Below are 22,682 nucleotides of genomic sequence, written 5' to 3' on the forward strand. Positions count from 1 at the left end.
GAAAAAATCGAACAAGCTCTGACGGCGATTTTTAAAGATGTACCCGTTTTACGAATAGATCGTGATAGTACTCAACGGGTTAATTCGTTTGCCAATATGGTTAAACAAATAAATCAAGGCCATGCCGCTATTTTGGTGGGTACTCAGATGTTAGCCAAAGGCCATGATTTTCATGATGTGACATTGGTTGGGGTAGTTGATGCTGATCTGGCATTGTTTAGTGCAGATTTCCGGGCCACAGAAAGTCTTGCACAATTAATTACTCAGGTTACTGGCAGAGCTGGCCGTGGTAAAAAAGCTGGTGAAGTACTGATTCAATCTGAACAACCTGAACATCCATTCTGGCAAAATCTTTTACAACATGGATATGAAAGCGTTGCTGATAATTTATTATCCGAACGAATACAGATGGAATTACCTCCACATGGGTTTTGGGCAGTATGGCGAGCTGAAGCAAAAGAGAAAGACTTGGCGATTGAGTTATTACAACAGGTGGCTGGTTTACTGCAACAATCAAATTCATCCGTTTTAATTTTGGGGCCAGTGCCTGCATTAATGGAAAAAAGGGCAGGTCGATATCGTGCTCAATTACTGATGCGATCCGCAGATCGTGGTGCACTGCATCAATTAATCGATCAACACATTCATTCGGTAACGAAGCTTAAACTGGCGCGAAAAGCTCGTTGGTCGATAGACATTGATCCGACGGAACTAATCTAATCCCCAGGATAGTGTCATCCGTCTGCCTGATCGGTTAAAATTCGCCATCACATTTCTGTTATCTGGACTTCATTGCCTTGAAAGACCAATTGAAAAAAATTATCGACAGCACATTAGCTTCGCTGATATCACAACAAAGCCTTCCTGAAGATATTTCATCGATTGAAGTTAAGCTGGAACGAACCAAAGATCGCAGTCATGGTGATTTTGCCAGCAATATTGCTATGGTATTGGCGAAACCCACCAAAATGAATCCACGTCAGATCGCAGGATTGATTGTAGATGCCCTGCCATCACATGAATTGATCGATAAAGTTGAGATTGCCGGTCCAGGTTTTATCAACTTCACCTTATCAGCAACTGCCAGACAACAAGTAGTGGCTGAGGTATTGAAAAATGCCGGTCAATTTGGCTTGAGTGATTACGGTAAAGGCCATAAAGTCCAGGTTGAGTTTGTTTCTGCCAACCCAACAGGGCCCTTACATGTTGGTCATGGTCGTGGTGCAGCCTATGGTTCAGTGGTCAGCAGTTTACTTAAAGCCGTTGGTTTTGATGTGCATCGCGAATATTACGTTAATGATGCCGGCCGGCAGATGGATATTCTTGCGACCAGTGTCTGGCTGAGATATCTGGAAAAATGTGGCGAACAATTTACTTTTCCAAGTAACGGCTATCGTGGCGAATATGTGTTTGATATTGCTGAAACATTGAAAAACCAGCATGGCGAAGCGTTATTACATCCTGCTGCAGTGGTGTTTGAAAGTGTGCCAACTGACGAACCACAAGGTGGCGACAAAGAATTACACATTGATGGCCTCACAAACCAAGCTAAAAAATTACTCGGTGCTGAGTTGTATCGCCAGTTGTTTGATTTGGGATTAAATGCCATTTTGGATGATATTCGTAATGATTTGGCAGAATTTGGCGCCGAATATGACGAGTGGTTTTCTGAGCGATCGCTGGTTGAAACCGGCGTGGTTGATGAAGCGATTGAACAACTGAAAGCTGCCAATATGCTTTATCAGCAGGATGGTGCCTGGTGGTTCAAATCAACAGAATTTGGTGATGAAAAAGACCGTGTTGTAGTCCGTGATAATGGCCAGGCAACTTATTTTGCTTCAGATGTTGCCTATCATCTTAATAAATTTCAGCGTGGTTTTGATCAGATCATTGATATCTGGGGCGCCGATCATCACGGCTATATTCCACGCGTAAAAGCGGCCATGGCTGGTTTACAGCAAGATGTTAGCAAATTAAAAGTTCTACTTGTTCAGTTCGCAGTGTTATATCGCGGTAAAGAAAAAGTCGGTATGTCGACCCGTAGCGGTGAATTTGTCACCTTACGTGAACTGCGAGATGAAGTTGGTAAAGATGCCGCCCGTTTCTTTTATGTGCTGCGTGGTGCGGATCAGCATATGGATTTTGATCTGGAGCTGGCCAAATCACAGAGTAATGATAATCCGGTATATTACGTGCAGTACGCTCACGCTCGGATTTGCAGCGTGTTCCGTCAATTAGCAGAAAGGCAATTGAGCTGGGATCAACAGCTTGGATTACAGAATTTGTCTTTACTTAGCGAAGAACATGAACAAGCCTTATTGACCATGTTGTCGCGTTATCCTGAAGTCGTGGAGCTGGCGGCAATTACCCACACGCCGCATTTGTTAGCGCATTTTCTAATGGATCTGGCACGTGATTTTCACACGTATTACAACGCGCATCAGTTTATGATCGATGATATCAATGTCAGTCAGGCACGTTTAACGTTAATCACCGCAGTCCGGCAGGTTATTGCTAACGGTCTGGGTTTAATGGGCGTTTCAGCGCCACAATCGATGTAAGAGGTTTTTTGTGGCGGCGAGAAGAAATACCCGTAAACCGACCCCGAAACAAGGTGGAAGTATGCCTTGGGGACCAATGCTTATCAGCTTTGCGGTCGGTGCTTTTGTGATGTTTTTACTGCATCTGAAAGACAATGTGCCTGCTGATCAACAACAGGCAAAAACTACCCAACAACAGCAGAAAAGAGCAGGTGTTGAGCCTACATTTGATTTTTATACTTTACTGCCTGAAACGGAAGTGGTCGTCGAAAAGCCAAAACCTATCGCCAATCAACCGCAAAAACCGATAGTATCATCACCACCGGAAGAGATGGCTGAACCACCACAACCGTTAAACGAAACTCCGCAGCAAACCCAGCAGGCGGCAGTTGAGCAACCGGTAGATGCAGTAACTTATATGATTCAAGTAGGTTCATTTAAAAAACTTGAAGACGCGGATGGATTCCGGGCACGGTTAGCCTTTTTAGGTATTGAATCAAAAGTGCAAACCGTCACAATTGACAATACCGATACCTGGCATCGGGTACAGGTGGGTCCGGTGGCTGGGCGTGAAAAAGCCGATGCTTTACAGAAACAGTTACGAGACAACAATATTGATTCGCTTTTATTGCGAGCAAAACACGGATAGCGATTATCAGTATTGCTGCTAAAAGCTTATTGGAGTTGAAGCAGGTCATAACGACCCAAGTTTATTAAAGCAAGAACTATCGAGGACAGCGATATGACAGAAAACAGCACGGCAACCGTTTGGCATGAAGTTGCCAGTCCTTTTTGTGGGATAGCGTCTGATGATCTGACAATAGAGGTCAACGGAAACAACGTTAAAGTGCTGGAAAACGGCGATGCTGTCACTCGACCCGGATTTGAAACTCCCATTAGCGATATCCAGCCCCGCATCAATGGCAAAGAAGTAACATTGGAGCAGGCGGTATCTCACATTGCAGAGTTATTGATAAACAGTAAACAACCGTTGATTGCCGGTTTAGGAACAGACCTAAATGGTGCTCGTGCTGCAATGGCATTAGCCGATAAAACCGGTGCGACCATTGATAGTTATTATTCCCCAGCCGCTTTTCGCAATATTCTGGTGTTGCAAGACACAGGCTACATGACCACCACTCTCACAGAAGTTAGAAATCGGGTAGATGTGTTACTGGTGGTTGGTACCGATATCGAATCGACTTTCCCACGTTTTTTTGAACGCATGGTGTGGAATAAAGAAAGCATGTTTGGTCAGGAGATTGAGTCTCGTGAAATCATTTATCTAGGCAAAAAACCTAGTGGCGACGCATCCACCTCACCAAACGGTAAAAAAGCTCAGGTCATTGCCTGTGATAATGCGGATTTACCGGAAGTGGTATCAGTATTACGTGCTTTATTGAAAGGCAAACAGATTCAGGCAGAAACTGTTGCTGGTTTAGCAGTCAGTGAGTTACAGGCTTTGGCTGAAAAATTAAAGGCAGCTAAATATTCGGTAGTGACCTGGTCAGCTGGACAATTAGATTTCGATCACGCTGAAGCTACTATTCAAAACGTTTGTGAAATGATCAAAGAAATTAACGCCACCACACGCAGTAATGGTCTGCCATTAGGCGGAAAAGAAGGTGATACCACAGTCAATGCAGTTGCTTCCTGGCAAAGTGGTTATCCGATGCGTACAACGTTTAATCGTCGTTTTCCAGATTACGACCCGTTTTTAAACGATGGTCGACGTATTCTTGTTGATGGCGAAAGTGATGTCGTTATCTGGGTTTCCAGTTTCAACACAGCTGTTACACCACCCGAATCATCAGCTTCTACCATTGTGCTCGGACGTAGTGGCATGCAGTTTAAAACTGAACCGGAAGTTTATATTCCAGTTGGCGTTCCAGGAATTGATCATGAAGGACGCACTTTCCGAACCGACAGCGTTGTTTCAGTTCCGCTTAGAAAATTACGTGACAGCGGCTTACCTAGCGTGTTTGAAGTACTTAGTGCGGTCGAACAGGCCCTGTAAACGGAGATAAAGATGCTTTTAAAACTAACAGGCGGACGTATTTTTGATCCGGCACATGATCTAAACGATGTAGTGCGGGATATTTATATCCGTGATGGCCGCATTGTCGACAAACCGGCTGATGGTCGCATTGATGAAGAAATTGATGTTCGTGGCAAAGTCATTATGGCGGGTGCCATTGATATGCATACCCATATCGGTGGCGGTAAGGTCAATATTGCCCGCACCATGTTGCCGGAAGATCATGCCCAGGCTGTATATGAGCGCACAGAGTTATTACGTTCAGGCACCGGTCATGCGGCCCCCAGCACCTTAACGACCGGTTATCGTTACGCAGAGATGGGCTACACCGCAGGCTTTGAACCAGCCGTATTGCCGATTAATGCCCGTCAGGCTCATATGGAAATGCATGACACGCCGATTATCGATAAAGGTGGTTATGTGATGCTTGGCAGTGATGATTTTCTGCTGCGTATGATGGCAGCAAATTCCGATCAGGAAGCCATTAATAACTATGTCGCTTGGACCATTAATCACGCTCAGGCAGTAGGCCTCAAAGTTGTTAATCCTGGCGGTATCAGCGCCTTTAAATTTAATCAGCGTAAGCTGGATTTAGACGAAAAAAATGAGTTTTATGGTGTCACGCCTCGCGATATTCTGCATAGATTGTCGCGTGCAGTGCAGGAAATTGGCGTACCTCATCCTTTGCATGTACATGGCTGTAATCTAGGTGTACCAGGCAATATGCAAACCACTCTGGATACCATTCAGGGTGCGGAAGGTGTGCCGATGCATCTGACGCATATCCAGTTTCACAGTTACGGCACAGAGGGCGATTTCAAATTTTCCTCCGGCGCAGCTGAAATTGCGGAAGCGATTAATAAACATAAAAACATTACCGTGGATGTCGGGCAGATTCTGTTCGGTCAGACAGTAACTGCTTCTGGCGATAATATGCGTCAGTTCGCTGGAGCACCGCATGCCCACCCTAACAAATGGGTGTGTATGGATATTGAATGTGAAGCCGGTTGCGGTGTAGTGCCATTCAAATACAAAGACCAAAGTTATGTGAACGCATTGCAATGGATGATAGGTCTGGAAACCTTCTTGATGGTCGATGATCCATGGCGTATTTTCCTGACCACCGATCATCCTAACGGTGCACCATTCACCAGCTATCCGCATCTGATTAAGTTATTGATGGATAAATCTTTCCGTAACGATATGCTGTCAACCTTGCATCCGGAAGCACAGAAAGCCACTCATCTTGCGTCTTTGGATCGTGAATATTCGTTATATGAAATTGCCATCATGACCCGAGCAGGCGCAGCCAAATTGGTAGGTCTGGCAGATCGTGGACATCTTGGAATTGGTGCGGCGGCAGATATCACCGTGTATACCGATAACAGTGATCGCGAGAAAATGTTCGAGAAACCGGACTATGTTTTTAAAGATGGTCAGATGGTGGTGCGCAACGGCCAGGTCATCAAAATTACTTGGGGTACAACCCATGTGGTCAAACCGGAATATGACGTCAGCATTGAAAAACCGCTGCAGCAATATTTCGATAAATTCCATACCTTGAAAATCAGCAACTTCAAAATCAGTAACGATGAAATCATCGATGATGGTCGTGGTAGCTTAACCATTCAGCCGCTGCATAAGGGAGGCAGACTATGATCCTCAATGGTGTAAGCATTGATAAAACCTTTGCCGAAGCCTTTCCGATGAAAGAGCACGCGAATCATCATCACAGCCCAGAATCTTGAATGGGCGATGCATTCTGCTACAGCGTTCACCGGGTTTGCGACATCGGTTATTGCCTGCGGTTGTGAAGCAGCTATTGAACGAACTTTGGATCCATCAGAAACCCTGATGGTCGTCCCGGCGTCGCTTGTTTGATTTTTGCCATGGGTGGTAAAGGCTTAGCCAAACAAGTTGAAACTCGTGCCGGTCAGTGCGTACTTACTTCCCCAACATCAGCATTGTTCTCTGGTATTGAGGGCGATGATGGTGCCGAAATCGCATTGGGTAAAAACCTGCGTTTTTTTGGTGATGGTTATCAGATATCCAAAATGATTGACGGTAAACGCTACTGGCGTATTCCGGTGATGGATGGTGAATTCCTTACCCAGGAAAATACTGGGGTAGTTTCATCTGTTGGTGGTGGTAACTTTTTGATTCTGGCCGAATCTCAACCGCAAGCATTGGCGGCGTGTGAGGCAGCTGTTAAAGCGATGAAACAGCTACCGAATATCATTATGCCATTCCCAGGCGGGGTGGTTCGCAGCGGTTCAAAAGTAGGCTCCAAATATAAAGCGTTAAATGCTTCAACCAATGATGCGTTCTGTCCAACCTTAAAAGGTCAGACCAAATCCGAGCTGTCTCCGGAAGTAGAATCGGTAATGGAAATCGTTATTGATGGGTTGAGCAAAGAAGATATCGATAAAGCTATGCGAGTCGGCATTCAGGCTGCCTGTGAGCTGGGCGCGGAAAATGGTATTCGCCGAATCAGCGCCGGTAATTATGGTGGCAAACTGGGTCCATTCCACTTTCATTTGCAGGAGATCATGGCATGAGTGCGCTGACTCTTAAACTCAAAACCGATTTGGCACAGCGTGTCGATTGCTCACCATTAACTCCAGACAAACTGGCGGGTAAAGATGTTGCAGATATCGCGGCGATGGAACTGGTCAGTGGTCGTTTAACGTTACCGGTTGATCAGCTGTTTGATATCAGTGGTGATGATGTAAATGATATTCGTTTTGAAAACAGCTCTGCCAAACTGGATCATATTGGTCATGCAATGAGTCAGGGCCGTATCACCATCGAAGGTGATGTTGGTGCTTACCTGGGTCAGTTTATGACCGGTGGAAATATTGAAATAACCGGAAACACGTTTATTTACACTGGCTGTGAAATGAAAGGTGGCCAAATCAAAATTAACGGTAATGCTGGTGATTTTGTTGGCGCAGCCCGCAGCGGTTATAAAAATGGTATGACCGGCGGCATCATTATTGTGACGGGAAATACCGGAGCCCGTACCGGCGATCATATGCGTCGCGGCATGATTCTGATTGAAGGTAATGCTGGTGAATACTGCGGATCACGGATGATTTCCGGCACTATCGCGGTATTGGGAGATGTCGGTAAGCATTTGGGTTATGCGATGAAACGTGGCACCTTGCTGCTCACTAAAATGCCGCAATATGGCATCACCGCCAACTTTAATGATTGTGGATCGCATACCTTGGCATTTTTACCATTGATGTTTGCATCGTTTAAAAAACTCGACAGCCAGTTTGCCAATGTTGAAGGTTTTTCTCGCGTACGACGTTACGCTGGTGATGTTGGTGGCATCGGTATGGGCGAGATTTTAATTAAAATTTAAAGGCTTTAAACAGGGAATTAGCGTGCTAATTCCCTGAAATCTCTGTTAAGCAAAACGCTTTCTTGGCATTATGCCGTTTTCTGGTTTACTCTCTCATTATCCGCTGTTCAGCATCAGCTCAACCTCAACACCCCCAGCAAAGAGAGAAATTCCATGTCTGATATCGGTAAATCAGTTAATCAGTTTATTGTTGAAGAACAAAGGGCTCATCCCGCTTCGACAGGTGATTTGACTGGCTTGTTGAACGATATCGTTAGCGCCTGTAAAAAAATATCTCACTTGGTTAGTCGCAGTAACATCATTGGCCTAGGTGGTTATGCCGACAGTGAAAATGTACAGGGTGAAACGCAGAAAAAGCTGGATATCGTCACCAATGAAGTGATGGTCGATCATCTGAAATGGACAGGACATCTGGCGGCCATGGCTTCTGAGGAAATTGAAGAAATTATTCAAATTCCCAGCAAATTCCCTAAGGGCAAATATTTGATCTGCTTTGATCCGCTGGATGGATCATCGAATATTGATATTAATCTTTCAGTAGGCACAATTTTTTCCATTCTGCGTTGCCCCAATGATTGCAAAAACCCGACCTTGAAAGATTTTATGCAAAAAGGCACAGAGCAGGTTTGTGCCGGGTTTACCGTATACGGGCCGGCCACCATGCTGATTCTTACCACAGGTAATGGCGTGAATGGTTTTACGCTGGACAGTGATGTTGGTGAATTTATCCTGACCCATCCCAATATGCGTATACCTAAAGATACCGCCGAATTTGCCATCAATATGTCCAACCAGCGTTTTTGGGAAGCTCCAGTGCAGAAATACGTTGAAGAATGTATGAAAGGCTTGGAAGGCGACCGTGAGAAAAATTTCAATATGCGTTGGGTGGCATCGATGGTTGCCGAAGTCTATCGCGTGCTGACACGAGGCGGTATTTTCATGTATCCGATAGACTCTAAAATCGCTAAACAAGGTGGTAAATTACGCTTGATGTATGAAGCAAACCCGATGAGTTTTATTGTTGAACAGGCGGGCGGGGTAAGCTCCACTGGAACAGAGCGTATTCTGGATATTCAACCGGAAAGTATTCACCAGCGAGTCCCAGTTATTATGGGATCGAAAAATGAAGTCGACAGAGTTGTTCGCTACCATCAAGAAACCTAGTTTTATTGCCATCCAATAGATGGCAATTTTTTACCAACTCTGCGGCGATCTTTTGGTCGTAATAATCCATTCATGATTTTTAGGAGATAGCATGTTGCTGAAAAAATGCGTATTGCTGGGCCTCACATGGTTTTCGTTGTCGGCTGCGGCTGGAAATATTGATTATCAGATTAATGGCGAAAGCTACGAAGGTTATTACGTCAGCCCGGCTCAGAATTCACCACTGGTTTTGCTAATTCATGATTGGGATGGTTTGACCGATTACGAGATTAAACGAGCCAATATGTTGGTCGAAGAAGGTTATGCGGTATTCGCTGCAGATTTATTCGGAAAAGGCATTCGTCCGACAGAGGATAAAGATAAAAAACAACATACCGGCGAGTTGTATCAGGATCGGCAGAAAATGCGGTTATTGATAAATGCTGCTTTAGATAAAGCGGTTGAGTTGGGGGCGAATCCACAGCAAGTTGTAGTGATGGGCTATTGTTTTGGAGGTGCAGCGTCGCTAGAAATGGCCCGTTCCGGCAAAGATCTTAAAGGTTTTGTCAGTTTCCATGGCGGTTTAACAACTCCAGAAGGACAGGATTATGCCAATACCACAGCGGAGGTTCTGGTATTGCATGGTGCTGCTGATAAAGCCATCAGCATGCAGGAGTTTGCTCAGCTGAGCACTGAACTTGAAACGCATAATGTACCAAATGAGATGATTGCCTACGGCGGTGCAGATCATGCGTTTACCGTATTTGGTATCGATCGATATCATGCTGCAGCCGATGAAAAATCATGGCAGCGCTTTTTAGCTTTCCTGAACGAAAAACTGAAAAAATAATAAACCGATAGGGCTATTAATTAATGGATGATCATTGGACCTGATAATGGCCTAACTCCCTGATATAAAAGTCAGGTTAATTAATTGATCTCAACGTCTACAACAGATTTGTGGCATGATCCTCAACTAGAATCTGTCGTAAACCGTTTTCATCCCATCAATTGATTTAATGTTCACTGGAGTGGTACATGCCTGCCTTGTTTATTGTGTTATTTATCGTCTCGTTTTTTCCGATGATATTGGCATTTATTGGCGGCTACCTACGCTATAAACACGTTGATATATTTGATAATCGTCATCCCAGGGATCAACAGGCAGAGTTAACCGGTGTGGCTGCCCGCGTATTAGCAGCACAGAAAAATGCTTGGGAAGCGCTGATTTTTTATTCAGCAGTAACCTTGCTGGCTTTTTATTCCAGTGTGAATTTACGTGAGTTAAGTGGTGCTGCCATTCTGTTTTTAGCTTGCCGAGTGTTACATCCAATTTTTTATGCATTGGATATGGCGGTGTTCCGCAGCTTGATTTTTATGGTCGGTTGGTTAAGTTGCGTTTATATTGCGATAAGAGCTTTTACTGCCGTTTAATAAAACGCTAGCGGCTTAGCGTGGTTTATATTGAGTCGGGCAGTAGGCCCGCGAAATACGCGGATCACGCAAAGCTTGATGTTTGGTTTTTCGCCCGGCAACCCGTTCCCGCCATAAACGAAACGAACCAGGTTTCATTTGACGTTGCATTAATTTAATCACCTGATTCTCCGGTAAGCCATACAGCCGGAAAATCGCTTCAAACGGTGTACGATCCTCCCAGGCCATTTCAATGATCCGGGAAATATCCGCCAAACTTAGCGTCTCATTCATACATGTTGTCTCAGATATAAATCCGTAAATTAACCAAAGGTGTGTGAAATATGCGTCTATTTACCTTTCTCCTGCTATCACTGGTGTTAACTGCTTGTACAGGAACACCTAAAGGAGTTGAACCAATCAGTGGTTTTGAACTGGAGCGTTATCTAGGTAAATGGTATGAAATAGCCCGGCTCGATCATTCATTTGAACGCGGCTTAACCGCCGTAACCGCTGATTACAGCTTGCGGGATGACGGCAATGTCAAAGTGATCAACCGCGGCTATGACCAGGGAAAAACTAAGTGGAAAGAAGCAGAAGGTAAAGCCAAATTCGTTAAAGACGCCGACATCGCACAATTAAAAGTATCGTTCTTCGGACCATTTTATGGCAGTTATATTGTGTTTGGTCTGGATAAACAGGATTATCAATACGCTTTTGTGGCAGGCCCAAACCATGGCTATTTATGGTTGTTGGCCCGCACACCGCAGGTGGATGAAGCAATAATTGAGCGCTTTATTAATGAAGCATCACAACGTGGTTTTAATACGGACGACCTAATTTTTGTCGAGCATGATCAGGCAGGTGATGATTGAATCGGTCGACCTCGTTTGCGTTCTGCCCAAGACAAAATCGTTACCAATAAACTTGGTAAAAATGTCAGTGTGATCAATGTGGAAACCGCAATGCCGACCAGGACAACAATACCCACACCACGGTAAAGCTCGGTTCCCGCCCCAGGTATAAATACTAATGGTGCCAGACCGAAAATAGTGGTCAACGTCGACATTAAAATTGGTCGCAGCCGAGTAGCTACCGCTTGATTAACCGCCATATGCACTGAGATAGCTTTATCGGTCAGATTACGTCTGGCTTGTTCGACGATCAGAATCGGATTATTAACTACCGTACCTAATAAAATGACAAAGCCCAGCATGGTAATCATGTCAAACGGCTGAATCAGTGCCGGTAAACCAATCGCGTTTAATAAACTTCCAGACGCATTCACTGCTACTAATCCCACAATACCGCCAGCAATACCTAAAGGCACAGTGGTAAGAATAATTAATGGATAGCCCCAGTGTGAGAAGATCGCCACCAAGACCAGATAAATCAAAATCACTGCGACGATGAGATTTTCAGATAACGATTCCCGGGTTGCATCCAGCTGATCCGAGGCACCCGAAATGGAGAGGTTGATCCCCTTGGCGACTTCACCTTCCGCCTGCATAGCTGGAATCATCTCGTTTCGCACTTTATTGACGGCTGTTTCCAGCGCTACATCACGGGGTGGAATTATCAGTAACGTGACAGTTCGACGACTATCTACTCGTCGAAGCGTTGCACTATCAACCGTTTCAACTAAATCTGCCAAAGCATTCAATGGCAGAATATCGCCATTAGGGGTGAGTACCGGTAAACCGGCTAAGCCAGATAAGTTTTGCTGTTGTCCAGAGGTGCTAAAGAGAAATATATCGACCTTATCATCATCAATAAAAAACTCGTCGACAAAAGCGCCATCACTCAATGCGGCGACAGAATAGCCAAAATCATCCGCGGTGAAGCCGGTTTCCGTTAAACGTGACCAGCGAGGGCGTACTTCAATTAACGGTTGATCCAAAGACAATGATCCCGGAATGGAATCAATCTGCGGGTTTTCAAATAATTGTTCAGCACGTTTGAGAGCAAACTCGGCAGTGCTGTATAGGTTTTCCATATCCGGACCCGCAATATCCAGACTGACGGCACGTGTTCCGCCTTGATCACTGGAGATAATGGAACCGCGACCTGAAAATGCCCGCATTCCCGGATAACTCTCAAATAAGTCCGTTAACGCGTTCATCATTAATTCGATATCCTGGGGTCTGGTCGGTTCGCTAAGTACACGTAAACCAGTCGGTGTCGTCCTTATAAAGTAATAGGCCAAAGAGGGAAGTACAGCTTCACCACGGTCAAATAAGGCAGGATCTGCCCCCTTGGCATCACTGAGAACTTCAATAACCTCCTCACTGATTCGTAACATTTCAGAAATGTTATAGCCTGGGGGAGGGATCATGCTGGTAAAGGCTTTTGGTTCTTCGCCTTCAGGCAGATATTCTGCTGGCGGCATTAAATGCCATGCTGCAACCAGGGTGGCACATACTGTAATCAGCATGGTCATCATTCGCCTGATAACACCGCCGGTCAACCAATTAACGGTATGCAGAATAACGCCACGTCGATGTAAATCCTCCTGCGTACCACGACTTTTGCCAAGTCCGAAATGGGCACATGCCGCCGGTACCACGGTTACCGCAAATATCATGGAAGCCAGGATAGCCACTGAAATCGCAATGGCGATATCGGAATAAAGTTGCCCAGCTTCTTCCTGGACAAATAACACTGGGGCAAACACCAGAATAGTGGTCATACTGGAGGCTAATACAGCGGTCCAGACTTCACGAACACCGGTAATAGCCGCTTCAATTCGATCGAGACCTCGTCGCCGAGCCTGTTCAATGCTTTCTAATACAACAATAGTGTTATCTACCGTCATACCTATCGCAAAAGCGATACCAGCCAGCGAAATAACATTAATGGTGCGATCAAACAGCAGTAACCCAAGAAATGCAGCAATGATACAAACCGGCATACCCATCAAGCCGATCAAGGTACCTCGCGCACTGCGGAGGAATAAAAACAGGATAATGGTAGCCAGCAGAGCGCCCAGCAATAAGTTCTGTGACACATTGCGAATAGAGGATTCGACATAACGCACGTCATCGCCAATTAACACCAAATCCAAACCATTTGGCTGTAACAAGTCTCGTCGCATCTCCTCGACGACCTGCATCATTCCAGCCTTGATATTGATTACATTTGAACCGGGCTCGCGCTTAACGGCCATTGTTAGTCCACGTTCGTTATTAACCACGGCAACTTCGCGCACCTCGTAATGACCCAAATTAATCGTGGCGACATCTTTGAGGAAAATATCAGTGCCATTGCGATGCGCCAGAATCAGCTCTTCTAATTCCTGTTTATTATCAAAACGACCAACCGTGCGGATTAAATAACGTTTTTTCCCGTCATCCAAATCACCAGCCGATGTATCGCTGTTGCGCGCACGAATAGCCTCACGCACTTGCGTCAGGCTTAAGCCACGCTGGGCCAGTTTGGCGGGATCAATAAAGATCTGCATTTGCCTTTCAGCACCACCGCGAAGTTGGACTTCGGAAACTCCCGGCACGCGTTCCATCTGAGTGCGAATATTGTCATCAATGAAATCGGTAATCATGTCGATATCAAGGTTTAACGGGTTGCCCGCCATTGGTGATACCGCAAAGTACATAAATGCATTTTCTGAAAAAGAGTTGCTACGGATACTCGGTTGGTCGACATTTTCCGGATAACTCGGCACTTGGCTCAGCGCATTGGAAACCTCTATCAGAGTTTCATTGATATCCACGCCGAACGGAAAGTCCAGCTCAACGTAGGAGACGCCAGTTTCAGCAAAGGATTCCATGCGACGTAAATTGGGAATATTGCGTAAATACCGCTCTTGTTCAATCAGGATTTCTTTTTCAATATCCTGAGGTGTTGCCCCCGGCCATTGGGTAACAACGCTAATAGTTCGCACATCCAGGTCCGGGATCATCTGTATCGGAATCATGCGTGCCGCAGTGATGCCGAGCACGCACACAATCAGCACCATGACAGTCAATAGTTTTGCGTTACGAATTGGTGCTTCTAACATGTGCGTTGAATTCCCTTATCTAGCATCACTGACGATTTCAACTTCATCGTTGTCGCGAAGTACCTCATTACCACGAACCACCACTAAATCTTCAGCCGTTAGACCATCGGTGATAATAATGCCCTCAGAACTATCGCTTCCCACATTGACACTGCGACGTTGCGCCCGGTTGTTGCTATCGATCACAAAGACACTTCGACCGCCATCAGGGTGACGTAAAACGGCATCACGCGGTACAAGAAAGCCCTTGGCTTTGTCGCCACCGATATAAATGACAGCACTGGCGGAGGTACCGGGCAATAAAGTCACATCCTCTGAATCCACCACGATACGGACTAAAAACGAACGGGCTTGGGCATTGCTTACAGGAACTAAAGCAGTAATTTTTCCGGAAAGTTTTCGTGAAGGCAGTGCATCAGGCAAAATTTCTACCCGTGTCTGCGTGGTTATTTCAGAAAAACGTTCTTGAGGCACATTCACATCCAGTCTCACAGGCTCCAGAGCAACTAATTCCAGTACTTGATTGCCTCGATTAACCCATTCTCCCACTTCGGTCATTTTGGCGCTGATAACGCCGCTGAACGGGGCCGGTAACTCATGACGGCGCAGTTGCTCTGCAGTGGTATTTTGCATGGCTTGGGCTGCGGCAAGAGCAGCCTGACTCAACATAAAGTTAGATTCACGATTAGCCAGTTCTGATGCAGAAATATAATTATCACCACGCAGACGTTTAGCTTCCTCGACCAAGCGTTCGGCTTCATTAGCCGCAGCTTGTGCTTCATTGGTCGCCGCTTTGACCTGTTCTAGTTGCTGTCTGGCAATGGCCGCATCCTGGCGTAGCAGAATGTCGCCTTGTTTCACTTGATAGCCGGCATCTACCAGAACCTCTTTAACCAGCCCATCCACGCGAGGTGAAAGTAAGGCTCTACGCTCAGCGGTTAAAGAGCCTGATAAAGTAAGGGTTTCGGTTGATTCTGATACTATCGGTTTACTGACACTTACCGGGGTTGCTGCAAGACTGGTTTGACTGATGAGCAGTAAAACGAAACTAAAACCTCGCAGGTTATTTGACGAAAATGATTTCAACATGTTTATTCGCATGATTAGTGAATGCAGTTAATGAACAATACCTTAAAGGATAGTTCCTTAAAGATGATATTTAAGCGAGCTTAATACGCCACAAGAGTTATTGGGGTATGCCAAAATAGTAACAGACATTATCAAAGACGAAGAACAGGACCAAAACAGATATGACATTGCGAGCTGTTTTCAAAAATTGGGCAGAAAGATATTTTTCTGATGAAGAAGCGGTCATTTTACTGATTGTTCTGATCATAGGCTTTGCTGCCATCATTTGGTTGGGTGGCATGTTGGCGCCTTTTTTCACAGCTTTGGTTATCGCTTTTTTATTGCAGGGTGTAGTGAATATGCTAACCAGAAGGCATGTTCCGGAAATGATTGCCGTGGCGATAGTATTTCTCGGGTTTGTTGGGGTAATGCTGGCTTTGGCTTTCCTGCTGATGCCGTTGTTGTGGAATCAGTTAGTCAATCTGGTACTGGAAACGCCGAGAATGCTGACCAGTGGGCAGCAATGGTTAGATGAGCTCCAGGCTCAATATCCAACCCTGATAACCCCGGATGAAATTCAAAACTGGATTTCAATGATGGCAAGAGAACTGAGTATGTATGGTCAGCGTGCACTGACTTTGTCCTTATCATCACTTGGCAACGTGATTGGGTTAATTGTTTATCTGGTTCTGGTGCCAATTCTGGTATTTTTCATGCTCAAAGATCGTGAAAAGCTGGTGGGTTTTATTTTATCCATGATGCCGGAAAAACGCGGCTTGATGAGTCGGATCTGGAATGAGATGGATGGCCAGATCGCCAACTATGTTCGTGGCAAGGTGGTCGAGATCATTATTGTGGGCACCGTGGCGTTTATTACTTTTGCTTGGTTTGGTTTGCCGTATTCCGCTTTATTGGCTGTTATCGTCGGCTTTTCAGTATTAATTCCTTTTATTGGTGCAGCCGTTGCAACATTGCCTGTAGCTGCAGTTGCAGGTTTTCACTTTGGTCTTACAGAAGAATTTGCCTACGTGCTGTTGGCCTACGGCATCATCCAAGCCTTAGATGGTAATGTGCTGGTACCTATACTGTTCTCAGAAGCGGTTAATCTGCATCCGGTTTCAATTATTCTGGCTGTGTTGTTCTTTGGCGGAATTTGGGGGTTTTGGGGGATCTTCTTTGCTATTCCACTGGCAACACTATTGAAGGCGTTAGTAACGGCTTGGCCTCGAAGTTTAAAATCGCAATTTGCTTCAAGTTAAGTAAACCTATTTAACTTTTTGATACAAATCTAGCTTTGATTAAAGCGGGATTTATCTATGGATATCAATTTTGGTCTTATTTGGTATCACTCTTATCAGCTTGGGATTGCATTTGTATTGGCTTTACCGATGGCTTTAAATCGTGAATATAAGGCCAAAGGCGCTGGAATGCGAACGTATCCATTAGTATGTATCGCCTGTTGTGCCTTCATGTTGGTTGCTAGAGAGGTCTACAGTGGCGATGATCCAGAAGCCAGGGTTATGTATGGCATTATCACCGGGATGGGGTTTATTGGTGGTGGCGCCATTATGAAAAATAATAGTGGCGTGAATGGCACTGCCAGTGCTGCTGGAATATGGTTAACGGGAGCTATCGGGTTGTCTGTTGCATATGCACGCTATGAGATTGCTATCGTACTCTCAGCTATGGGTTTTTTAATTTTCCAAATAAGCAGTTTCTTTAAGCATGATGACATTTGCTAAGAAACGAATAACGATTAAAAGCCTTTGATTTGTGCTGCAAAACTTAATTAACATAGGTTAATGCTCAGGTCAGGAAAAACTCCCACCATAAAATCGTATAAATCTTTTATAAATCAATTAGGGAACATGCCGTTATTCGTCAGGTCATAACCTTGGATTAAGGAATATTTCCTGGTAGTGTAAAAATTTATTTATTATTTACTCAGTTCAGCATTTGTTCCAATAACTAAAATTTACTGTACAGGAGGCTATATGCCGAAAACTAAACTTGCTTTAACAATTCCTGCAGCGCTACTTTTTATGGCTCAATCGGCATTTGCTGAAACGCATGTTGTCACTGCTGAAGGTATGAAATTTACGCCATTAGTTGTGAAAATTGCACCGGGTGATACCGTTCGTTGGGAGAATATGCCTACTCATAATGTTGAAACGATTGATGGTTTAGTACCCGAAGGAACGGAAAAAATTAATTCGCCTATGGGTGAAAATTATCAGCATACCTTTGAACAAGAAGGTATTTATGTTTACAAATGTACTCCCCATATCGGGGTAGCTATGGGCGGTGCGGTGATTGTTGGAGAGCCTGTAAATCTTGACGATATCAAAGCAGCCGAGGTGTCCGGTGGGGAAGCCCGGATTGTTCGGCAGACGATCAAAGAAGCCGAAGCGATGTAACCCTGAAATTTTTTCTTAAGATAAAACCTTCCGTTGTCATGACGGGAGGTTTTTTTATGTCCCTTGTTTTTGGGATTGTCATCCACATTTAAGTTGCTATAACGGTGCTCGTTATTATATGGTAATAATTCTTATTAACGTTTAGGGGTCAAAATGAAAGTTTTTAATTATCTTGCAGCTGCCGCATTAAGTTTTGGTGTGGCAACAATGGCAAAAGCAGAAACGGTAGAGCATTTTAAAGGTGAATCTGTAGAAACATTGGAAGAGGCGGTTACCCACTTCAAACGTTATAATCATCGGTTGGAAACCTTGCTCAAAAAAGATTCCATGTCAGCAGATGATGTGACGAAAGTACACGAACTGACTTACACCTTGGAAAATGCACTGGCGAAAATTAATGAAGAATTGGATAAGTTAGCCGCGACACTGGAAGAAGTTCATTTGGCGTCTGAAAAGTATGACGCTGATGCAGTCCAAAAGCATGGAGAAGCGTATATGGAAGTCATCAAAACCATAAGCAAGATGGGTGAGTCTTAATTTAATTAATTAAGTCATGCTTTATAGGATTATTAGGTCGCAAGTTCAGTAGTAAAAGCCAAGCCTAAAATTCCAACAAAAAACCTAAACCCACCTTTTCAGGTGGGTTTTTTTGTGCAAAAAAAAGCCCATCTTTAAGAGATGGGCTTGTCGGCAATAGTGATGCAGAAACAGCAAATCTGGGAGAAATGGCTGTTTTTGTTACATATTTAAAACATGTTCTGCATACCGTCTCCGTCAACGTTGAAGCTGATTAAAAGTCGTAAGTAATACCGCCGAAGAACAGACGTTCACGACCTGGTAATTTACCCTCGGTACGACTTGCCAGATATTGTTTATCAAACAAGTTTTCGACACTGGCAAACAATGTCACACCAGTATTTTGTACACGGTAGTTAACAGTAGCATTCCAAATAGTGTAGCTAGGAATGATGCCTGATACGCCTGTGCGACGATCTGGTCTCGGATCATCTCGAATTTCATCGCGGGTGTTAACGTCATCAACAAACTGTTTGCCAACGTGTTGCACACCGATGCGAGCATCAAAACCACTGACATGTTCGTAACCAAAGTCAAGATTCAACAGGTTGCGAGGTGAGTACTGCATGCGGTTACCGCTGATATCGATTTCATCTCCATCATCTACCAAAACGGTGCTCTTATACTTGGCTTGAGGAATATGTGTGTATGCACCAGAGATGTAGAAGTTATTGGTAGTGTTGAAAATTTCACCAAAGTTTGCACGACCAGCGACTTCAAGACCGGTTTGTTGGCTCTTGCCACCATTGGCAAAAAAGTCACCGTAGTCAATGATGGTGTCTTTAATACGATTGTGGAATAGCGTTGTTTCAAAGCTAATACCAGTGAATGACGCATTTCGGAAACCAACTTCATACAAAACGCTTTGTTCTGCATCTGTTTCAGATTGGATGCTTGAGTCACGATTGGCGCGTGCAGGTGACATGCCTTTATGTACCCCGGCAAATACGGTGGTATTAGCAATACCATTCCAGGCCACGCCGATGCTAGGCAGGAATTCAGTATCGCTGTCGCTACCGCGTTCCCCGCTAATGTTGTTGGTATCGCTGCTGCGGATATGTTCCACTCGGAACCCTGGTGTTACAGCCCAATCGCCAATAAATGTCGTGTTTTGAGCGTAGTAGGATGTCGCTTGAGCTTTCAGTGTTTCATGAGTGAATGAATTATTCGCCAGTGCTAAATTATAGTTTTTACGTTCAGCGGCATTTTCAGCAAATACTTGTTTACGGACAGCGGTATCTTCGTGATAACGGATACCGACAATCGCGTCATTCTCAAGACCGAATAAGGTATGAGCAAAGTCTGCGCTAGTTTCAAGCCCCCAGGAGTAATATTGACGTGGCGCATGTCGACCACCGCAAACGCCTACGTCATCAACCTGATCGACTCGTAGGCTGTCGCTGCCATTACAGCGGCGAAGCCTTGACCATGACACACCATCTGCATCAGGCCTACCAGTATTGGATGCACGAAGACCATTGCGGAATACATCCGTGTAATAAGCTTGTGAATTAATCGTTAAGCGGTCGTTAACTTCAAACGCATGGGTTAATTGAATCGAGTCACGATCCTGTTCCCACTCATCCAGATCAACAGTTGGGTGTCTGAATGGATCGCGATCATATTCATCAATCGTAAGGTAATTCTCGGTTTGATTACGGCGATCACGTGTATGAGTAAGTTTTAAACCAAGGGTTTGGCGATCAGTGATATTCAGCTCGCCTTTAAAGCGATAATCTCTTACATCAAACTCACCGCCCTTGAAGATGCCATCACCTTTGTTCTGGGTGAAGTCAAACATCACGCCACCAATTTCGTTACCGAAGCCGACGCTACCATGTAATAAGCGATAATCCTGATTACCAAAAGCGGAAGTTACGCTGCCTTCTATCTCACCATTACGGGGTACAGGTTTTGTGAGAAAGTTGACTGCGCCACCTAAGGTTTGTGGTCCATATAAAATTTGTCCAGCACCTTTAACAACTTCAACACGACTTAATACTTGTGATGGTGGAGAGTAATGATTGACGGGATCAACGTAAGGCGCTAATTGCAACGGCATTCCATCTTCCATCACCATCGTTTTGGCGCTACGGCGTGGGTTTTGACCACGAATACCGATATTTAAATCAAAACTCATGCTGCCATCAGGAACAACCATCACACCTGGTACAGTTCTTAATTGTTCGTTTACGGATACCGGACGGCGTGACTCTAGATATTCTTCGTCGATAATACTATAAGAGCCTGATACTGCTTCAAGGTTATCCGGAAGGATCCCGGTAACCGTCATTCTTCCAGTGTCGATTGCATCTTCTTCAGCTATGGCTGCGTATGGCATCAACATCAGCGAAGACATTATCGCTGTGCTGAGTATTTTTGGTTTTAGGTTCATTTCTCTCTCCAGTTGTAAAAAGCTCATGAAATCTAGCTTTAGCGAATTCAGCTTCATATAGGAAAAATTCCTAAAACAACCAATTTCACAGAGAGAAATTGAAGGATTTTAATGCGATAAATCACGATATTTTTGTGTGGTTATAAACAACCGTTTTGGTTTGTTCGTTTATTTCTCCTGAGCCCTTTTAAATAAAGGTCTTTTTAGTGCAGTATCAAATAGTGGTTATATTTAGCATCTAGATGGTTGTATACAAACTACTCTGTAACTTGTTGTTTCAATGAAAAAAATAATACGCTTTGTTGTTTAAATGCTACGAAAAATGGAAATTTGTTAATTTTTGTAAGGTATTTTTGGGAACTTGCGCACAGATATTCAGGAGTAATGCCCTTTTTTTTGTTAGTAAAACACTTAATTACTTATGAATAAGTGAGCAATTAAGTGAGGGTGTTGTAAAAAAGCCAAGTATTTGAAATGTTGACTTTGAATTGTTCTAGGTCAAGAAAAAGGCGGGAATTGCTTATAAATAGGATCAGGGTGATGGTATGATCGGTGAAAATTTCATTGTTGGAGAGTCAAATGCGTCATTCCCGTTCAATTATTACTGTGAGTATCATTATTGCCATTGCTGTATTTGTGGTGGCTGCCGTTTCATCTTTTATTTCTGGTAGCAGTGAACATTATGACCGTCCAAGTTCACCAGCCGAAGTAATTGAAAAGATGACTGAAGTAGGCGAGTCACTAACTGAAACGAATCAGATCGAAGAAACAACTGAATCCAGCGAGCAGCTTGCTGAAGCAGCGCAGCAAGAAGCAGAAGCTTTGGAAAGCCGTACACAAGAAGAAGTTGTCGAGAATACAACCCAAGCCGTTGAAACGGCTATCGAATCTGCTCAAGAAACAAGCCAAAGTGTCACTGAGCGGGCTAATGAAGCTATTGCTGCCGCTGAAAATGCCGCTGCTGAAGGTCGAGCTGAAGCCGAAGCAAGACTGGAAGAGGTCACCAAAGAAGCAGGAATTTCGGAAGAACCAGCAGAAGTTGCTGCACCTGCTACAGTTGAGTCTAAAAACCACACCGTAACCGCTCAAGGTTTGATTTACGATCCTTTAGTTGTAACTATCGCACCGGGCGATTCGGTATCTTGGACCAACATGAGTACACATAATACTGAATCACTGGAAGGTTTGATTCCTGAAGGTACAGAGATGTGGATATCTGCGATGAGTGAAAACTACAGCCGCACTTTTACCGAAGAAGGCATCTACATTTATAAATGTACACCACATTTTGGTGCTGGAATGGGGGGCGTAATTATTGTTGGTAACCCGGTAAATCTGGATCAAATCAAAAGCTTTGATGCTAAAGGTGCAACTCGCCGTTTAGTTAATCGAGCCATTCAAGCCGCGGAAGCCATGTAAAAAATTTCCCCCGGTTCCACCCGGGGGATATTTTGTCCGAAATTCATCGCCAAGCTAACGGTTTTACTTTCATTAAAATTGCTTAATAGTTTGCATTTCAAAGGCTTATAAAGCGTGCTTAGCTTTTTTCTGACGAACACTAACACCTTTTGAAATTTTGCTGTATTCTTGCACGCTTCCTGACTGGTTAAGTGTTAACCATCAGGTCGCGGAGCGGTAGTTCAGTTGGTTAGAATGCTGGCCTGTCACGCCGGAGGTCGCGGGTTCGAGTCCCGTCCGCTCCGCCAT

At 44.5% G+C, this 22,682-nt stretch carries 19 protein-coding genes, 1 tRNA gene and 1 pseudogene; 17 read left to right on the forward strand and 4 right to left on the reverse strand.

Features of this window, described 5'->3' with window-relative positions:
* From E8Q33_RS06840 to E8Q33_RS06885, 10 genes and pseudogenes are all read left to right on the forward strand, one after another.
* The coding region (locus tag E8Q33_RS06840; protein ID WP_256369443.1) for a helicase-related protein at nt 1-720 on the forward strand (720 nt) is incomplete at its 5' end.
* 77 nt (nt 721-797) lie between these two features.
* On the forward strand, nt 798-2,561 hold the full coding sequence (gene argS, locus E8Q33_RS06845) for an arginine--tRNA ligase (RefSeq protein ID WP_136553779.1): 1,764 nt from the start codon (nt 798-800) through the stop codon (nt 2,559-2,561).
* 10 nt (nt 2,562-2,571) lie between these two features.
* Nucleotides 2,572-3,189: an SPOR domain-containing protein gene (locus E8Q33_RS06850; RefSeq protein ID WP_245651997.1), complete on the forward strand. Its 618-nt coding sequence runs from the start codon at nt 2,572-2,574 to the stop codon at nt 3,187-3,189.
* A 93-nt stretch (nt 3,190-3,282) separates the two neighbouring features.
* Nucleotides 3,283-4,557: a formylmethanofuran dehydrogenase subunit B gene (locus tag E8Q33_RS06855; protein WP_136553781.1), complete on the forward strand. Its 1,275-nt coding sequence runs from the start codon at nt 3,283-3,285 to the stop codon at nt 4,555-4,557.
* Between the two features lie 12 nt (nt 4,558-4,569).
* Nucleotides 4,570-6,237 carry a formylmethanofuran dehydrogenase subunit A gene (locus tag E8Q33_RS06860; RefSeq protein ID WP_136553783.1) on the forward strand — a complete coding sequence of 556 codons (1,668 nt, stop codon included), beginning with the start codon at nt 4,570-4,572 and terminating at the stop codon, nt 6,235-6,237.
* A 96-nt stretch (nt 6,238-6,333) separates the two neighbouring features.
* A pseudogene (gene fhcD / locus E8Q33_RS06865) lies at nt 6,334-7,136 on the forward strand (formylmethanofuran--tetrahydromethanopterin N-formyltransferase).
* The gene (locus E8Q33_RS06870) at nt 7,133-7,948 is read left to right on the forward strand and encodes a formylmethanofuran dehydrogenase subunit C (RefSeq protein ID WP_069294865.1); all 816 of its coding nucleotides are present in this window, start codon (nt 7,133-7,135) and stop codon (nt 7,946-7,948) included. The pseudogene fhcD and the gene E8Q33_RS06870 overlap by 4 nt, the downstream one beginning before the upstream one ends.
* 153 nt (nt 7,949-8,101) lie before the next feature.
* Nucleotides 8,102-9,112: a class 1 fructose-bisphosphatase gene (locus E8Q33_RS06875; RefSeq protein ID WP_136553784.1), complete on the forward strand. Its 1,011-nt coding sequence runs from the start codon at nt 8,102-8,104 to the stop codon at nt 9,110-9,112.
* A 91-nt stretch (nt 9,113-9,203) separates the two neighbouring features.
* Nucleotides 9,204-9,941, forward strand: coding sequence for a dienelactone hydrolase family protein (locus E8Q33_RS06880; RefSeq protein ID WP_136553786.1), 738 nt, complete (start codon nt 9,204-9,206; stop codon nt 9,939-9,941).
* Between the two features lie 188 nt (nt 9,942-10,129).
* A complete protein-coding gene (locus tag E8Q33_RS06885) occupies nt 10,130-10,525 on the forward strand; it encodes an MAPEG family protein (RefSeq protein WP_069294862.1) in 396 nt (131 codons plus the stop codon).
* A 15-nt stretch (nt 10,526-10,540) separates the two neighbouring features.
* Here the strand turns inward: E8Q33_RS06885 and E8Q33_RS06890 are convergent, their stop codons facing one another.
* A complete protein-coding gene (locus tag E8Q33_RS06890) occupies nt 10,541-10,798 on the reverse strand; it encodes a TIGR03643 family protein (RefSeq protein WP_136553788.1) in 258 nt (85 codons plus the stop codon).
* Nucleotides 10,799-10,848: 50 nt separating this feature from the next.
* Here E8Q33_RS06890 and E8Q33_RS06895 point away from each other — a divergent pair, with 50 nt between their 5' ends.
* On the forward strand, nt 10,849-11,379 hold the full coding sequence (locus E8Q33_RS06895) for a lipocalin family protein (RefSeq protein WP_136553790.1): 531 nt from the start codon (nt 10,849-10,851) through the stop codon (nt 11,377-11,379).
* On the opposite strand, the gene E8Q33_RS06900 is transcribed toward E8Q33_RS06895, so the two are convergent.
* Both E8Q33_RS06900 and E8Q33_RS06905 read right to left on the reverse strand, forming a co-directional pair.
* Nucleotides 11,361-14,519 carry an efflux RND transporter permease subunit gene (locus tag E8Q33_RS06900; protein WP_136553792.1) on the reverse strand — a complete coding sequence of 1,053 codons (3,159 nt, stop codon included), beginning with the start codon at nt 14,517-14,519 and terminating at the stop codon, nt 11,361-11,363. The two genes, E8Q33_RS06895 and E8Q33_RS06900, sit on opposite strands and share 19 nt — an antisense overlap.
* A 15-nt stretch (nt 14,520-14,534) precedes the next feature.
* Nucleotides 14,535-15,608, reverse strand: coding sequence for an efflux RND transporter periplasmic adaptor subunit (locus tag E8Q33_RS06905; RefSeq protein WP_211116115.1), 1,074 nt, complete (start codon nt 15,606-15,608; stop codon nt 14,535-14,537).
* 161 nt (nt 15,609-15,769) lie between these two features.
* On the opposite strand from E8Q33_RS06905, the gene E8Q33_RS06910 reads away from it, so the two are divergent.
* The 4 genes from E8Q33_RS06910 to E8Q33_RS06925 all read left to right on the forward strand — a co-directional run bounded on the left by E8Q33_RS06910 (nt 15,770) and on the right by E8Q33_RS06925 (nt 18,541).
* Nucleotides 15,770-16,846 (forward strand): AI-2E family transporter, encoded by a 1,077-nt coding sequence (locus tag E8Q33_RS06910; protein WP_069294857.1) that lies wholly within the window; start codon nt 15,770-15,772, stop codon nt 16,844-16,846.
* Nucleotides 16,847-16,903: 57 nt separating this feature from the next.
* On the forward strand, nt 16,904-17,329 hold the full coding sequence (locus tag E8Q33_RS06915; protein ID WP_136553794.1) for an MgtC/SapB family protein: 426 nt from the start codon (nt 16,904-16,906) through the stop codon (nt 17,327-17,329).
* A gap of 252 nt (nt 17,330-17,581) precedes the next feature.
* Nucleotides 17,582-18,004 carry a plastocyanin/azurin family copper-binding protein gene (locus E8Q33_RS06920; protein ID WP_069294856.1) on the forward strand — a complete coding sequence of 141 codons (423 nt, stop codon included), beginning with the start codon at nt 17,582-17,584 and terminating at the stop codon, nt 18,002-18,004.
* Nucleotides 18,005-18,157: 153 nt separating this feature from the next.
* On the forward strand, nt 18,158-18,541 hold the full coding sequence (locus tag E8Q33_RS06925; RefSeq protein WP_069294855.1) for a DUF6746 family protein: 384 nt from the start codon (nt 18,158-18,160) through the stop codon (nt 18,539-18,541).
* A 253-nt stretch (nt 18,542-18,794) separates the two neighbouring features.
* On the opposite strand, the gene E8Q33_RS06930 is transcribed toward E8Q33_RS06925, so the two are convergent.
* A complete protein-coding gene (locus E8Q33_RS06930) occupies nt 18,795-20,975 on the reverse strand; it encodes a TonB-dependent receptor domain-containing protein (protein ID WP_069294854.1) in 2,181 nt (726 codons plus the stop codon).
* A gap of 579 nt (nt 20,976-21,554) precedes the next feature.
* Here E8Q33_RS06930 and E8Q33_RS06935 point away from each other — a divergent pair.
* Nucleotides 21,555-22,394 (forward strand): plastocyanin/azurin family copper-binding protein, encoded by an 840-nt coding sequence (locus E8Q33_RS06935; RefSeq protein ID WP_136553796.1) that lies wholly within the window; start codon nt 21,555-21,557, stop codon nt 22,392-22,394.
* A gap of 210 nt (nt 22,395-22,604) precedes the next feature.
* Nucleotides 22,605-22,681, forward strand: a tRNA-Asp gene (locus tag E8Q33_RS06940).
* The last annotated feature ends 1 nt before the right edge of the window (nt 22,682 follow it).

Source organism: Methylophaga sp. SB9B, from assembly GCF_004832235.1.
In the GTDB taxonomy this organism is placed as follows: Bacteria; Pseudomonadota; Gammaproteobacteria; order Nitrosococcales; family Methylophagaceae; genus Methylophaga; species Methylophaga muralis.